Genomic DNA, 14738 nt, shown 5'->3' with positions numbered 1-14738 from the left:
TCTTCCTCACCCCTAAAGGGTATATTGGAACCTGCCGATATGATGTATGAGGAGGATTACGTACTGTGTCTCACACCCCTGCTGAAGTAAGAAACATGCTGCGCACCTATGGAAAGCAGCTTACCAGTGCCAAGCGATTGGCCCGATTCCGGCGTGCCCTGAATCGGTCCGAGTCGATGGACACTGTTACTATTTCGCGTGAAGCAAGGCGTCGTGAGCTTGTGGAAAAGATTTCCCGGGAAATTATCGAAAATCTCATCGTCTCGGGTAATGAAAATCCGGTAGTGTCCGATATATTAGAACAGCTAGAGCTTGATTTCGGTGCGCGTTATCTTTTCGAGTATCCGCTCGATGGCAGTGACGTACAGATTTTGAAGGCAACGCCTGAAGGTGTCGTTGACCTGCCGCGTGAAGACAAGGCTCAGGTCATGAACAGGCTCTGGGAGATAACTCTGGACAAGGTCGACCGGACAATGCTCTGATCGGGCCGGATGTTTTCCTTCATGGGCGGAAAATCCGCCTGCAGGATGCAACCTCCAACCTATTGTCAACTTGGTAACCCCGGAGGGGATCATGAAGATTAACCAGTATAACCCCACCCCTCTCAAGGCTTATTCTGAGAATCGGGTCAGGGAGAGTGCGGACAGGACTCAGTCGCAGAGCCAGACCACAGCTCCCTCCCGTGATGTGGTGAATGTGTCGTCTCAGGCCAGATTGCTCGGCGCGGCCAGACAGACAGCCACAGAAAGTTCCGATGTTCGGGAACAGAAGGTCAAGGAATTGAGAGATCAGGTGCGTGCAGGCACATACAAGCCGGATATTCGCAAGACGGCTTTGAATCTTGTGCGCGAAGAAGTGGATTTTCTGCGTTAAACAACGTAAAAAATCCGGTGAAATCATTAAGACTCCACCGGATAAAACGGTATCAGATATTTGGGTTGTTCCGCACTTCAGTACCCGGCAACGGTTTCGTTAAGAGTCATCGTTGGCCGGGCGGAAGTGTGATGGATACTTGGAATCCACCTGCGGAACCTGCATGCCGCGTTTGGCTTCCGTGTTGATGACGATCGGTCCGCCGAGGTTGAGGGTGGTTTCCTCCGGTCTTCCCGGGGGAATGGTGACTGTTACCAGCACTGCGATCTGCCCTACGTTTTCCACCCGCAGGATCCTTTTTTCGGCTTCACTGAGCCGTACTTCATAATCATCCATGAAGCTGTACGGGTCTGCCACCAGCAGTCCCAGACCTGGGTCTTCAAGGCTCTGCAACAGCAGGAAAGGGGAGTTCTCGCTGAGCTGGATCAGTGCGAAATCCCTTTTGTCGTCAAATCCGATAAGCCCACGGGAAAAGTAGATGATCCCGTCTTCGGTGATCTCTCTTTCTCCGATTCGGGTCCTGATTATTTTCGTTCTTTCTTTTGCCATAACTCGGTCGCAGCAAGAAGGTCCTGCTGTCTGTTTTCAAGCGCCAAACGGTTCTGTTCTTTAATCTTGAGGTAAACCTCTTCCCTGTAAACAGTAGTCTCGGCAGGTATTTCAAGGCCCAGTTTCACCTGACGGCCCTGAACACTTAATACCGTGATTTTTATATTGTCGTCCAGGTATAGAGCTTCCCCCGGTCTCCGGGTCAGAATAAGCATATTGTATTGTGTGTAGAAATCCTTTTGGATCGTTTCGCATTACTTGAAAACATCCGCCACTGTGGAGAATATTTTCAGCACTAGGAATGTCTTAGCCCATGAACGGCCCTGCGGGCAAGCACAAGCTTTCAACTTTATTCTAAATTTTTATACATAATTGAGCAGGTTCATCTTCATGATCATGGATGAACTCTTCAGCACGGCCTCGTAGACGATCTGCTGCTGGGAGAGCTGGGTCATCAGTTCACCAACGTCAACGTCTTCGATGTGGGATATACGTTCCTTCTCGTTAAGCTCAAGGCTTGAAAGGACGTTGTCGGCAACTGAGAGACGGTTCTCGCGTCCCCCGACATCCGCAGTCTTGGTGAGCAGGTGCTGCTGGGAGAGCTTCAGGCTGTCCAGCGCCTCCTGAACCCCGTTCTGGTTGTTGGTTTCAAGGAACGCAACAAGGTTGCCCATTGTTTCAAAAAGGTTCTGGGTGGCTGACGCATTGCTTCCGGTGAGCATGCTGTTGCCGTTGAAGGCCGGGCTGGCATTGGAGTATCCGGGAGCCTGATATACACCACCGAAAATATCCTTGCCCACATCGTTGATGCGCACATGCTCGTTTTCCTGAATCTGCAGGTTTATCGCTGCTGAATCAGGTCTGACGATGAACTGTGCACCGGATGCCAGTGTGTTGACGCCTGCGTTGGAGTGGATGGTCAGGGTTCCGCCGGGGATGCTCAGAACCGCGTTTGAGGCGATTCCATCCGCACTCTTGACGTTACCGGTAGTCCAGCTCACTCCGCCGTCCATGCTGTATGAGTAGCTGATATTGGACGCAAGGGTCGCCGAGGCATCTATCCTGACTGTGATGTCTCCTGAAAAAATTCCTTCCGCCTTGGTAAGTCCGCCGCCGAGGGTGGTGTTCATGCCGGTGACGTTTACGGCATCCTCGTCATCTCCCATGTACTGGGCGGTGGGGCGTACCCACATCCAGGTTCCGCTGGCATCGTTGGTGTCGGTAGCCGAGTTTGCGGTGACCTGAGTATTGTTCTCAAGGGTCATGGTAACACCGTCGAAATCAAGGGTGTTTGTACCTGCCGTAAGAGTCTTGGTGGTAAAAGTCTTTCCGCCGTCCTTTGAGTAGCGGTAGTCAATGTCAGCAGCGCCGCCCACTACTCCACTGTCAACAAACTGCACGACAATGCTCTTGTCGGCATTGCCGGAAATGGAAAACTGGCGGGAGGAGACGTTGGAGTCGTTTGTGGTCATCCAGAGCTTCTGTTCAAAAGCGTTCTGGTCGACCTTGTGCCCGGCATAGATACTCTTGCCTTCGTATTCGGTGTTGGCAAGTGAGAGGAGCTGCTGGAACAGCTGGCGGGCTTCGTAACTGATCTGTTCCCTGTTGTCGCCGGTAATTGTGCCGGAAGCGGCCTGCTCGGCAAGCTCCTTGGCGCGTGTGACGATGGTTGAAACCTGCATCAGGGTGGAGTCGGAAAGGTTCAGCCAGCCCTTGGCGGTATCAATGTTGTTGCGGTACTGCTTGACCGTGGCCAGGGTTTCGCGATGGTCGAGAATACGGGCCATGCCGACGGGGTTGTCGGAAGGGCGGTTGACCTGCTTCTGGGTCTGAGCCTTGATATTGGTGTCCACCAGATCGGTGAGCGATCTGTTCATGTTTGACACGTAGGTGTTGAAAAGCATTTGCTGTGATACTCTCATGACCTTTCTCCCTTAGCCTTTTCCATCAAAATACATCTAGTTCTTCAGCCCGAGCAGAGTCTGGAGCATCTGGTCGGCGGTTGTGATCAGCTTGGCTGCTGCGGTGTACGAATGCTGGTACTTGATCAGGTTGCTCATTTCCTCGTCGATATTGACCCCGGAAATTTCCTGCTGTCTTTCGTCAAGGTTCGAAGCCAGAGTCTGCTGGAAATTGTAGTTGAACTTTGCTGTTCCGGTGTCCGCTCCGACAACGGCTACGGTTGCATCGTAGTATTCGATCAGAGTCTGGTTGGTTGTTCCGTCAAAAGCCGTGGTGATGCTGATGTCCTTCTGGGACATTTCCTTGATCTTCAGGGCGCTGGTGTTATCACCGGAGTTGGTTTCTCCCGCTCCGTTGACGTGTCCTGCGTTGACAAAGTTCACATCCCCGTTGACCTTGGTATTGATTTCAATGTCCGAGGTCTGGGAACCGCTGAAATAGGTGTTCAGTCCCAATGCCGAGTAAAGCCCGGAAGTGTCGGTCCCCATCTGAAATTCATAGCCGCTGTTGGCATTGATCTGCAGCTTGTGGTTGACGACCGTTGCGGTGACGTATGTTCCGAAGGATGCGTTCACTGCCGAGACCACGTCATTGAGCGAATGCTGGGTCGGGTCGAAGTTTTCAATTCCCGGAGGTACTATGGAACTGAAGTTTATCGGCCCGAAAGAGGCTGATGAGGCCAGAGCACCGGTGGTGGAGTTGTAGAAATACATCATGGAGTTGCCGGATTCCAGACGGTCCGCAAAGGGCAGGCCGGATGAACCGCTGCCGAGTGCTGTGGAATCGGAGGTAACCGCATAGGTCCCTTCCATTGAAGTGTGGCCGTCAAGGCCTGCACCCTGAGAGTGAATGCGGTTGGTCTGCCAGATGACTTCCTCAGTCAGGGCATCCATGCGTTCCTTGTAGCGTCCGACGTTGTTGTCGCGGAAGGAAAAGTATCCGGTCAGTGTTCCGCCGGTCAGTCTGCGGGTGTTGTCCTGTCCCGAGAAGCTGATCTGGGGAGTGATGTTTTCCTTGGTGGAGGTATTCTGTACCCAGTAAAGTGCACTCTTCGGTACGATTGTGAACTTGTCACCTGCACTGAATGCCTGTGAAGGAGCAGTTCCGGAGTTGGCTTCTGTTCCAAACCAGATCTTGAGGTCATCAACCTGTATTGCGCCGTCTTCCGGTCTTGCGGAAAAGAGCTTTGTCGAGCCGTCTTCGTTCTTGATCCAGGTGTTGCCGCCGTCAAGGGAGACCCTGAACTGTGCAGCGCCTGCTCCGGAAGTAACTGTACCGGCGTTGACCACTTCAAGGGTGTATTCGAATTCACTGGAACCGTCGAAATATGCCTGACCGTCGAAGCTGGAACCGGGAGTCAGATTGTTCTGGCTCCGGGGACCGTCGTAAGAAAGACTGAAATGCTGGCTTCCGTCCACCAGTGTCTGACCGGCGGCAGTGGTTATGGTCATATCGCCGCGGCCGTTGTCGATGACCTTGGTGTCCATGATCTTGGAAAGGTCGCGAATCAGGGTTGCCCGTTCGTCGTAAAGTGCGTTCGGGTTGTTCTGGTGGTCGACCTGTTCCACGTTGATCTGCTTGTTGATCTCGGCGATACGGGTCATAATGCTGTTGGCGGAGTCCACATCCTGCTTGATGTAGTCTTCAACCTGCTGCTGGTAACGAACGAGGTCGTCCTGCATGGAATGCAGCGAGTTGACCAGGTTGCGTGTGTCGTTGAGCAACTGCTGGCGTGTGGCGGCATCGTTGGGACGCTGGCTCAGATCCTGCCAGTCGTTGAAAAAAGTGGTCAGGCTGGAGTTGATGCCGTATCCCTTTGATTCATTGAACAGGGACTCGACACTGCTCAGGGTGTTGTAAAGGGCATCCCAGCGATCACGCATGGTGGCCTTGTCGTTGTAACTGTTCTCAACGAACTGGTCGAAATTTCTGTAGACCTCGGCAGCCCGGACTCCGGTTCCGATCTGGCCCGGATTCCAGTTGATGCTGGTATTTTCTTCGAGTCGGACATTGCGCCGTGAGTAACCTTTGGTGTTGACATTGGATATGTTGTCACCGGTTACCTGAATGGCCGACTGAGAGGCGTAGAGTGCCCCCGAACCGAGGTTAAGCAGAGAGTTGACGCCGGGCATTAGAGCCTCCCGTTAATCAGGGATGCCTGAGGAGTGGGATTGGTGTACCTGCCGCGGGCACTGTACACATTCTGCTGCTTGGGAGTGATCTCGCGATGCAGGAAGTCCAGCATGGATGAAGACTGGTCAAGCAGGGCCTGAGCCAACTGATGGTTCTTGCTTGCCTGCACTGCGCTCTTCTGTTCGTTGTCGTCAATGCGGGCCAGCAGCCCTTCTATTTCCGTGCGATGCTCGTCGGCAATGGCGGGAAAGATCTCTCTCAGGCGACGCGCTGCGGGGTCAATTTTTTGAATGAAATTCTTCAGGGAGAGACGCTCTATGGAGATCTGTCTCATAAGTTCCTGAATTGTAAGCTCAACCCTTGTTACAGCCTGTGGGTCCTTGTTCATAAGCAGGGAAAATTCTTCCTGAAGAAGCATGGAAAGCAACATGACTGCCTTGGACTGTCTGTCGAGATTTTCCTTGATGAGCTTGATCATTGTTGTTTCCTCCTGCCTTAACTAACTGTATTTATAATGTTTTATTGTTACTTAGCGTTTCTTGGTAAAAATATTTATTTATATACCTGCAAGCTTCTTGCCAATCTCTTCAGCGGTTGCGCCCGGCACGTAAATTTTCTGGTTGTGTTCCATTTCTATCTTGCGGGCCAGTTCTTCGATGCGGGCCATGGCCTCGGTCCTGTTGAGGACGGATGGCGATGAGTAGCTCTGTTCAGCTACCTGAGCAGTCTGTACTTCATTCTGTTTTGCCTTGCGCTCCACTCTCATGTTGAAGGTGAAGTCTTCGTCTTCAAGAGATATTCCGGGCTTGGGCAGAGGGATGCCGGGCAGACCGTTGGAGTCGGACTTGTCATTTACCGCCAGATGTTCGCCGGGGCGTGAGCCCTTGCGGCCGACGTCGTCAAGGGTCTTCAGCGCGGTGGAGTTGCCTGTGCCGGGCAGGGTGGCCTTGCTGGCCTTGTCCAGCTTGGAGCGGAGCTGCTGGTAGAGCATATCGCCAAGGCCGATGCCGCCGCCTTCGGCCAGCTTTTCGGAAAAGTCCTTGTCAAACATTGCCGTGTACTGCTGCTCGTACTGGTTGCTAAGGTATCCGGACTTGGGGACGTTCTTGCGCATCTGCTGCCAGATCTTGCCCATGAAGACCGCTTCAAACTTCTGACATGCGTCGCGGAGCTTTTCATCTTTTGTTTCACCACCGGAGAGACGGTCAGTCATGGAGGTGAGTCTGCGCTTGAAGCCCTGGAGTTCCTTTGCTTCTGCACTGGCAGTTGCGGTGGCTGCGTTCATTGTCTGATCTATCATCTTAGATTACCTCCAGTTCTGCGTGCAGGGCTCCTGCAACCTTCATGGTCCTGAGGATGGAGATCAGGTCGCGGGGAGTTGCGCCGATGGCGTTAAGCCCGTCAACCAGTTCCTGCAGGGTGGCTCCTTCAACCAGCATGAGGCGGTTGTTGTCTTCCTGAACGTCGATTGCTGTTTCCGGTGTGGTGACTGTTTCGGCGCTGTCAGGGGCGAACGGTCCGGGCTGGCTTACGTCAGCAGACTCGGCCACTACGACCTGCAGGTTGCCGTGTGCGATGGCCACCTTGGTAAGGCGGACGTTGCGGCCCAGAACCACTGTTCCGGTCTTTTCGTCGACAACGACCTTGGCCTTGGTGTCGGGTGAAATTTCAAGATCTTCCAGAGCGGCCATGAGCGGAACCATGTTGCCGCGGAAATTGTCAGGGATGTTCAGGTCAACTGTGGAAGCGTCCACTGCGTTTGCGTATGAGCCGCCTATGACTCCGTTGATTCTTTTTACAACCTGCATGGTGGTTCCGAAGTCTGACATGCTCAGGTTGATGGTTATCTTGCGCTGTCTGTTGAAATCAAAGGGAACGGATCTCTCAATTGTTGCGCCGGAAGGAATTCTGGCAACGGTGACCACGTTCTTGGAGGCGGAGGAAGCTTCGCCCTGTGCGGAAAAACCACCAACTGTCAGGGCTCCCTGAGCGAGGGCATAGACTTTTCCGTCAATCCCCTTGAGCGGGGTGAGCAGCAGCACGCCGCCGAAGAGGGACTTGCTGTCACCGATGGAGGAGACCGTTACGTCGAGAGGTGCGCCGGGACGAGCGGAGACGGGCATCTTGGCAGTGACCATTACCGCAGCCACGTTCTTGGGCTTGATGGAAGAACGGTCGACCTGCACACCCATTTTTTCGAGCATGTTGATCATGGAGGTGATGGTGAACGCGGAGTTGGTTCCGTCACCGGTTCCCGAAAGGCCGACAACCAGTCCGTAACCGACCAGATCGTTATCACGCACGCCGCTGAAAGATGAAATGTCCTTCAGTCTTACCGCTTCGGCGGTCTGCGCCTGCATCAATACGATGAACAGGAGCACTGCTGCTGCCGTAAGCCCTGTCGTGATTCTGTTCATCTTTGCTGCGAATCTCATCATATCCTCCGTGATCGAATGTGACTCTGTTTTGTAAATTTCCTGATACCCGGTTCTGCCTGCTAGAAAGGCCATACGTTGTCGAGAATTCTGGAAAGCCATCCGGGTCTCTGTTTGTCAGCAAGAATGCCGCGCCCGTAGACTTCGATGTGTGCATCGGCCAGATAACTGGACTGTACCGTGTTGCTGGGGCCTATGTCGCGTTGGCGCAGAAGGCCGCGAACAACCAGTACCTGTGTTTCATCATTGATTCTTACCTGCCGGGCGCCTTCAACCTGAAGCACGTATCCGGGAAGGATTCTGACAACCCTGCAGGCCACGGATGCGGTCAGGGTGGATTCGTTCTTGGCTTCACCGGTACTCTTGAACTTGTTGGACATGGATGAGCCGATCAGGGGATCGGTTCCGGCATTGCCCTTGAGGTCAAAGGGGTCAACCGCACCGGCAAGGCCTCCGTAGAAGTTGGTCACGCTCAGGCTGGTGGTGTTTTCCTTTTCAGCCTTGGAGTTGGAGGTGTGCTTTCCGGAACTGGTTTCGGTAACAGTGACAACCACGATATCGCCGATACGCCGGGCTCTGTTGTCGTCGAAAAGGTATTCGGAATCGGTGGCCTCAAAGAGGGATCCCGGATTGCTTGTCGGTTCCTGTTCATACTGGGCGGGGGGAGTCATCACCGGCATGGGCGTGGGGGCCTGCTTGGCGGGAGAACACCCGGCGAACAGGGCCGCAATACAAAAAACTGCCAGTACTGATTTTTTCATTTTTTCTTTCCTCCGCTTATACTTACCTTACGGACACCGTCTGAGCATTGACGACTGTGGCCATGATTTTACGTTGACTTTGCAAATTGCGTACCGTTATCGTCTGCCCGACTCCGCCGTCTTCAAGGGCTTCGACCGGAACGGTAAGTTTGAGATGCTTGCTTTGGAAAACCAGAGAGAGCTTGTCGCCCTTTGAAACTACAGGGGCCGGCTCAATTGATGAGAGCATGATGGGCTGGCCGGTTCCTACCGGTATCTTTATGCGCCAGGGACCGCCTTTGCCGTCCCACACACGGTCCCCGAGGTGGGCCATGTTCTTGTTTTTCCAGGTAAGAAGGTCCGGAGTGATGATTTCCTTGCGGTTCAGGGGGCGGACCGGGCAGGGGACAGGTTTCCAGAGGTCCATGAAACAGGAACCGGACAGCTGCCTCAGCACCCGTCCGTCCACGCTGACCACTTCCATTCTGAATGTGTTGGGACCGGGCTTGAGAGCCTGGGGGATAACGACTCTCAAGCTGTCCATTGAATCTTCAAAGAAAAGATGGTCTGGGACTCTCATTTCTCGGAATTTATAATTCCCTCCGGCTTTTTCGGCCTGTGGGGTCAATACTTTGACTACTGTTCTCGTCAGTTCTTCCTCTGACAAGACCTTTCCGCCGAACTGCACGGACAGGGTGGAAGGCAGGATACAGTTGCGGACCATTTCTCCGAGATAGTGCTGAAGAATTACCTGCAGCTTCTGACGGTTAACGGTAACAGGTTTGCGGCCTTTGGCCGGAGCGTTCCAGAGTTCCACTGCGGACAGGTCGGCTCTGGTCTGGGCGGGCAGGTCGCCGTAAAATTCGGCTATATCCCCGAGCGTGACCCTGGGGCCGTGTACTACGGCGGCAGATTTGATCTTGATCCGCCAGTTCGTGTTCTGCTTGGAAGCCTCGGCCGGGCTGGTTGCTACCAGCATTGCTCCGGTTACAATCAGTAACGTCACTGATATACTGCGAATCGTCTTGAAAAAGTCTGCCCTGGTCATGATTAAAAACCGTCCTGTTGTCTTGCTGTGAATTCTGTGCTGCCTTGCCTCCTCTGCCGGTGTTGGTCTCTGCGGGGATACGGTGGTTGTGTTTCCGTCTGTTCTCCCGTCCCCAGCGGCGAAGCCTTGATGGTGGAACCTGAATCGGCTGTCCTATCCGGCCCCGCCGAAAGCGTCCCCGGAGGGTCGCCGGAGGCGTGGTCATATAAGCGCAAAGCGCGTCAATTATCTCTTAACGTTGATCGCGGTCTGGAGCATGGAGTCGGAGGTTGTGATAGCCTTGGAGTTGGTCTCGTAGGCTCTCTGTCCGACGATAAGTCCGACCATTTCGTCAACCAGTTCCACGTTCGAACCTTCAAGGTAACCCTGTGCGAGAGTTCCGAAACGGTCATCTCCAGGAGTTCCTTCCACCGGTGCGCCGGAGGCCTCGGTTTCAACATAAAGGTTCTTGCCCACTGCGTTCAACCCTGCTTCGTTGATGAAGTCATAGATGGGAACATCAACTGCAGCCAGTTCTATTCCGTTCTTGTCCAGTGCCGCAAAGTGACCGTCTTCGGAAACAACTACGTTCACTGCTTCGGGCGGTACGATGAATTCGGGCTGCAGAGGGTAACCGTTGGAGGTTACCACGCGGCCTTCGTTATCAAGCTTGAAGGAGCCTGCGCGGGTGTATGCTTCCTCTCCGTTGCGGTCCACGCGGAAGAATCCCTGTCCCTCAATGGCGATGTCGAGCGGGTTGCCGGTGGATTCAAATGATCCCTGACTGAAAAATTTGTGGATACTTACCTCGCGCACGCCCATACCCACCTGCATACCGGTGGGGAGCCTGTTTCCGCCCTCGGTGGCGGAACCGGCTATTTTCATGGTCTGGTACATGAGGTCTTCGAACTCGACCCTGCTTTTTTTGAACCCCTGTGTGTTCACGTTGGCAAGGTTGTTGGAAAGAACGTTGATGTGGGTCTGCTGGGCAACCATGCCGGTGGCCGCGGTCCAGAGTGAACGCATCATAATTTTATCCCCCTATTTGTTATGATACCTTGCCGACCTGGTTGATGACCTTCTGGTCAAGCTGGTCGGTGGTACTGATCATCTTTTGGTAAATTTCAAAGCTGCGCTGACATTCAATCATTGCAACCATTTCGTTGACGACTTCGACGTTGGATTTTTCGATATATCCCTGCACTATTTCTCCATCCGCGGGACGTTCCTCGCCTTCCAGAATGAACAGGTTCTCTCCGTTTTTTTTCAGAGCCTTAGGGTCAACGGGCTGAACAAAGTCCAACTGGGCAATTTCCTGTCCGTCAGCCCGGATCACACCGGATTCGTCTATGGTGACGTCCGATCGTGGCGGAATAGCCACCTGGCCGCCATTTGCCATAACCGGATAACCCTGTTCCGTGATGAGGACTCCGTCAGGAGACAGGGTGAATACCCCGTTTCTGGTCAGGTATTGAGCGCCGTCCTTCTCTACTTTGAAAAAACCGTCTCCGCGAACAGCAAGATCAAGCGGGTTTCCGGTATTCTGGAAAGCACCCTGGGACATGTCGATCACTTCTTCGGAAAGTCTCGGACGGGCCATGATCTTCGGATCCGGGAGAATGTTCTTGTCCCGGATGAAAGGTTTGGCATCTACGACATAGTCGTGGGCGAATCTTTCGAAGGTGTCCTGAAAAGCGCAGTTGTCGCGCTTGAAGCCGGTAGTATTGACGTTAGCCAAATTATTGGCGCTGATATCAATTCTGTGTTCGTTGGACATGGCCCCGAAAAGAGCACTGAATACACTGGATCGCATGACTATTTCTCCTGAAAGAAGATGTTCCTCGATTAATTTCTGATCTACACATTGCAAACAGCAGGCCAAAGTGTGTTAAGTGCTTGTGGCGGCAGTTCCGTCAATGTGGAGGATGGGAAGAATAAGCTCTTTACATAGTGATGAGCAGTGTGTCATAGGTCTCGATTAAGGCGATAGAAACAGGCGGGAAGCGGATGTCTTCCCGCTTTTTTTGATATATGCTGTCCTCATTCATTAAATATGGTGCGGACGTTTATTCATATTTTTTTAGGAGGCTGATATGCTGCCTACTATAGCATTGGTGGGGCGCCCAAACGTTGGGAAGTCCACACTGTTTAACAGGTTGTTGAGAAAGAAAAGGGCGCTGACACACGATCTGCCCGGCATTACCCGTGACCGTATTTATGCAGAAGGGCATTTTGAGGGCACAAGGTATGCTCTTATTGATACCGGCGGTCTGGTCATGGAAAGCGACAGCGAGCCCGGAGAATTTCACGGGGATATTTTCGAGCAGGCCAGAGAGGCTATTGAAGAGGCTCACGCGCTTATACTGGTTGTTGACGGCAGAGCCGGGCTTACCCCGCTGGACGAACAGGTTGCGGCTTATATCCGCCAGAGCAACAAGCCCATTCTTGTGCTGGTTAACAAGGTGGACGGGGAAGAGCTGGAAGCACAGGCCACCGCTGAATTCCATTGTCTCGGCTTCGATATGATGGCTGTTTCGGCGGAGCACGGTTTCAATCTTCTTGAGCTGCGTGAAAAAGTAGCCGAGATGGCCAAAGAAACCGGCATTGAGTCCACTGAGGAAAATGAAGAAGCCATGGGGCTCAAGATTGCCATGCTTGGACGGCCCAACGCAGGCAAATCTTCCATGGTCAATGCCCTGACCGGTGAAGAGCGTGTTATCGTCAGCGAGATTGCCGGAACAACTCGCGACAGCGTGGACGTCACTTTTGAAAGCAGCGGTAAGATCTATACTTTTGTTGATACTGCCGGGGTACGCCGCAGGACGCATATAACCGACACCATTGAGAAGTTCAGTGTCGTAAGGGCGCTGCGCAGCAGTGCCAAGGCCGACGTAACCATCATGGTTGTTGATGCCATTGCCGGTATCACCAAGCAGGACAAGCGCCTTCTTGATTACCTGCTCAAAGAATCCGTCCCGTTTATTATTGCGGTCAACAAGGTGGACCTTGTATCCCCTAAAGAGCGGACCGCTTTGCGGGAGGGCTTTGAGAACGCACTCAGGATTGCAAGCCATGTCCCGGTTGTCTATACCTCCTGTATATCAAAGTCCGGACTGGGCGGAATTCTGCAACTGGCAACAAAGCTCAAGAAAGAGTGTTCCCTCAGGATTTCTACCGGCGAACTCAACAGGGTCATGAAGGAAGTCATTGAAAAGCATCAGCCCCCGGTGGTCAACCGCAGAAGGGCCAAGTTCAAGTATGTGACCCAGGCTGACGAAGAGCCGCCTACCTTTATTTTCTTCATTAATGATGAAAAGCTGATCAAGACTTCGTATCATCGTTTTCTTGAGAACAAACTGCGCAAGATCCTGAACGTAAAGATCGCGCCGCTCAACATTGTATTCAGGTCCACTTTCAGAAAGAAAGAAGACATAGTTCACAAATAATTAAAAAAAAATTATAAATAATTGTTGACAACGAAGCGGTGTAAATATATTTAGACGCTTCCTGAGTGAGTGAAGGACTTGAACTTCTTCGCTCTCTTTAAACGGAGAGGTGGCCGAGCTAGGCTGAAGGCGCTCGCCTGCTAAGCGAGTATAGGGCGTAAAACTCTATCGAGGGTTCAAATCCCTCCCTCTCCGCCACATGAAAGTCATGGGCAGTCGTTATTTCGGCTGCCTTTTTTTTTAGGCTTAACCAGGGGTTGTTGACTTGTGTTAAGGTCAATATAAATATAAAGAGCTGTTTACTCGACCCGTGTATGCTGGGTCCGATCCAGAGGACTCTGTTTGCCGACTTTAAAGTTGTCTGTCTGTCAGTCTCTCGTCATTCCGGTAATGCTGGAAATGACGGTTGTGCATGTGTTGGAGGTGATGTGTCGGCTCGGGCCTGCATCTGCGTACTGCGTCTTAATTTAAGGTGTCCATGATGAATCTTGTCGGAGTAGTCATAGCTGATGACCATGCCTTGGTCAGAGAAGGGCTCAAGACCATTTTGAAGTCCCAGCCGGGTATCAACGTTCTCGGCATGGCTGAGAATGGGGAAGAGGCGGTGCGTCTGTGTCGGAGGCTCAATCCTGATGTGGTGCTCATGGATCTTTCAATGCCGGTTAAAAGCGGGGTGCAGGCAATACAGGAGCTGTCCGGAATCGGCAAGATGAAGATACTGGCTCTGACCGCGCATGTGGAACCGGACCATGTCTTTTCGGCTCTTGATGCAGGAGCCTGCGGGTATGTTCTAAAAACATCCTCCTGTGATGAGCTGATGATGGCCATCAGGACGGTAATGAGTGGAAAAGTCTATCTCGCTCCGGATATTTCAGGTGAGGTCGCCAAGGTCTTTCTGCGCAAGGAAAGGGCCAGAGGGGATGATAGGCTGGATTCATTGACTGAGCGGGAAAGGGAAATTTTAAAGCAGGTGCTTGCAGGCTACAAGAACCGTGAAATAGCCGATCTTTTGATTATCAGCGTCAAGACTGTCGAAAAACATCGTTCGAATATGATGAAGAAACTTGGACTGCGGTCTTTTGCAGAGTTGCGGACTTTCGGTGACGATCTGCGGGAAAAGGGTATTTATCTTTAGCAGCTCATTTAAGTAGGCCCGCATAGTGCGCTTCCGGTCTATATTTATATGCATGTAGCTGAATCCGGTTTAAAAGTGGAAAATTTTTAGGAATTCAACAAAAAATGGTTGACTTCCGAAGCAAGTTCGGGAAAATTCTTTTCTCACGTTTTGGAGAGGTGGCAGAGTCCGGTTGAACGCGGCGGTCTTGAAAACCGTTGAAGGTTTGCGCCTTCCGGGGGTTCGAATCCCTCCCTCTCCGCCAGAATTTTACGAGGCCCTGATTGAAAAGTCAGGGCCTTTTTTGTTTTCAAGCGATTATTTGCCGCGTAGGTCCCATTGTATTTGAGCTGGAAAAATTTGAGTCGCAGAAGTAATTTTAAGCCATTTGGATTGCCTCTTTCTGTGTGACCTGCTAATAATTGTATTGTTATTATGATCTGTTGAGTAAAGGAGATT

General features: G+C 52.3%; 15 protein-coding genes and 2 tRNA genes. 6 read left to right on the top strand and 11 right to left on the bottom strand.

The window, feature by feature from the left end; genetic code table 11:
• The first annotated feature begins 65 nt into the window (after nucleotides 1-65).
• On the top strand, nucleotides 66-482 hold the full coding sequence (locus tag N7E73_RS04030; protein WP_432737742.1) for a DVU0524 family FlgM-associated protein: 417 nt from the start codon (nucleotides 66-68) through the stop codon (nucleotides 480-482).
• Nucleotides 483-573: 91 nt separating this feature from the next.
• Nucleotides 574-873, top strand: a complete 300-nt coding sequence (flgM, locus tag N7E73_RS04025) for a flagellar biosynthesis anti-sigma factor FlgM (protein WP_432737741.1) — start codon at nucleotides 574-576, stop codon at nucleotides 871-873.
• 99 nt (nucleotides 874-972) lie between these two features.
• Here the strand turns inward: flgM and fliW are convergent, their stop codons facing one another.
• The 11 genes from fliW to flgF all read right to left on the bottom strand — a co-directional run bounded on the left by fliW (nucleotide 973) and on the right by flgF (nucleotide 11532).
• Entirely contained in the window at nucleotides 973-1422 is a 450-nt protein-coding gene (fliW, locus tag N7E73_RS04020) for a flagellar assembly protein FliW (protein ID WP_432737740.1), read from the bottom strand.
• Nucleotides 1398-1637, bottom strand: a complete 240-nt coding sequence (csrA, locus tag N7E73_RS04015; protein WP_432737739.1) for a carbon storage regulator CsrA — start codon at nucleotides 1635-1637, stop codon at nucleotides 1398-1400. The genes fliW and csrA overlap by 25 nt, the downstream gene beginning before the upstream one ends.
• 147 nt (nucleotides 1638-1784) lie before the next feature.
• Nucleotides 1785-3344: a flagellar hook-associated protein FlgL gene (flgL, locus tag N7E73_RS04010; RefSeq protein WP_432737738.1), complete on the bottom strand. Its 1560-nt coding sequence runs from the start codon at nucleotides 3342-3344 to the stop codon at nucleotides 1785-1787.
• 36 nt (nucleotides 3345-3380) lie between these two features.
• Nucleotides 3381-5516 carry a flagellar hook-associated protein FlgK gene (gene flgK / locus N7E73_RS04005; RefSeq protein WP_432737737.1) on the bottom strand — a complete coding sequence of 712 codons (2136 nt, stop codon included), beginning with the start codon at nucleotides 5514-5516 and terminating at the stop codon, nucleotides 3381-3383.
• A complete protein-coding gene (gene flgN, locus N7E73_RS04000) occupies nucleotides 5516-5995 on the bottom strand; it encodes a flagellar export chaperone FlgN (protein WP_432737736.1) in 480 nt (159 codons plus the stop codon). Before flgN ends, flgK begins: the two co-directional genes overlap by 1 nt.
• Nucleotides 5996-6073: 78 nt before the next feature.
• Complete coding sequence (locus N7E73_RS03995; protein ID WP_432737735.1) at nucleotides 6074-6817, bottom strand: rod-binding protein; 744 nt, start codon at nucleotides 6815-6817, stop codon at nucleotides 6074-6076.
• A 1-nt stretch (nucleotide 6818) separates the two neighbouring features.
• Nucleotides 6819-7952 (bottom strand): flagellar basal body P-ring protein FlgI, encoded by a 1134-nt coding sequence (locus tag N7E73_RS03990; RefSeq protein WP_432738831.1) that lies wholly within the window; start codon nucleotides 7950-7952, stop codon nucleotides 6819-6821.
• Between the two features lie 62 nt (nucleotides 7953-8014).
• Nucleotides 8015-8713 carry a flagellar basal body L-ring protein FlgH gene (locus N7E73_RS03985; protein ID WP_432737734.1) on the bottom strand — a complete coding sequence of 233 codons (699 nt, stop codon included), beginning with the start codon at nucleotides 8711-8713 and terminating at the stop codon, nucleotides 8015-8017.
• Nucleotides 8714-8735: 22 nt separating this feature from the next.
• On the bottom strand, nucleotides 8736-9698 hold the full coding sequence (gene flgA, locus N7E73_RS03980; protein WP_432737733.1) for a flagellar basal body P-ring formation chaperone FlgA: 963 nt from the start codon (nucleotides 9696-9698) through the stop codon (nucleotides 8736-8738).
• A 267-nt stretch (nucleotides 9699-9965) separates the two neighbouring features.
• A complete protein-coding gene (flgG, locus tag N7E73_RS03975; protein WP_432737732.1) occupies nucleotides 9966-10748 on the bottom strand; it encodes a flagellar basal-body rod protein FlgG in 783 nt (260 codons plus the stop codon).
• Nucleotides 10749-10767: 19 nt separating this feature from the next.
• Nucleotides 10768-11532: a flagellar basal-body rod protein FlgF gene (flgF, locus tag N7E73_RS03970; RefSeq protein WP_432737731.1), complete on the bottom strand. Its 765-nt coding sequence runs from the start codon at nucleotides 11530-11532 to the stop codon at nucleotides 10768-10770.
• A 280-nt stretch (nucleotides 11533-11812) separates the two neighbouring features.
• On the opposite strand from flgF, the gene der reads away from it, so the two are divergent.
• From der to N7E73_RS03950, 4 genes are all read left to right on the top strand, one after another.
• Nucleotides 11813-13165: a ribosome biogenesis GTPase Der gene (der, locus tag N7E73_RS03965; RefSeq protein WP_432737730.1), complete on the top strand. Its 1353-nt coding sequence runs from the start codon at nucleotides 11813-11815 to the stop codon at nucleotides 13163-13165.
• A 103-nt stretch (nucleotides 13166-13268) separates the two neighbouring features.
• A tRNA-Ser gene (locus N7E73_RS03960) sits at nucleotides 13269-13363 on the top strand.
• Between the two features lie 280 nt (nucleotides 13364-13643).
• Nucleotides 13644-14300, top strand: coding sequence for a response regulator (locus N7E73_RS03955; RefSeq protein ID WP_432737729.1), 657 nt, complete (start codon nucleotides 13644-13646; stop codon nucleotides 14298-14300).
• Nucleotides 14301-14452: 152 nt separating this feature from the next.
• Nucleotides 14453-14544: transfer RNA gene (locus N7E73_RS03950), tRNA-Ser, on the top strand.
• The last annotated feature ends 194 nt before the right edge of the window (nucleotides 14545-14738 follow it).

The sequence above is a fragment of the Maridesulfovibrio sp. FT414 genome (assembly GCF_050916235.1).
GTDB lineage: Bacteria > Desulfobacterota > Desulfovibrionia > Desulfovibrionales > Desulfovibrionaceae > Maridesulfovibrio.
This window is presented reverse-complemented; position numbering and strand designations above follow the sequence as displayed.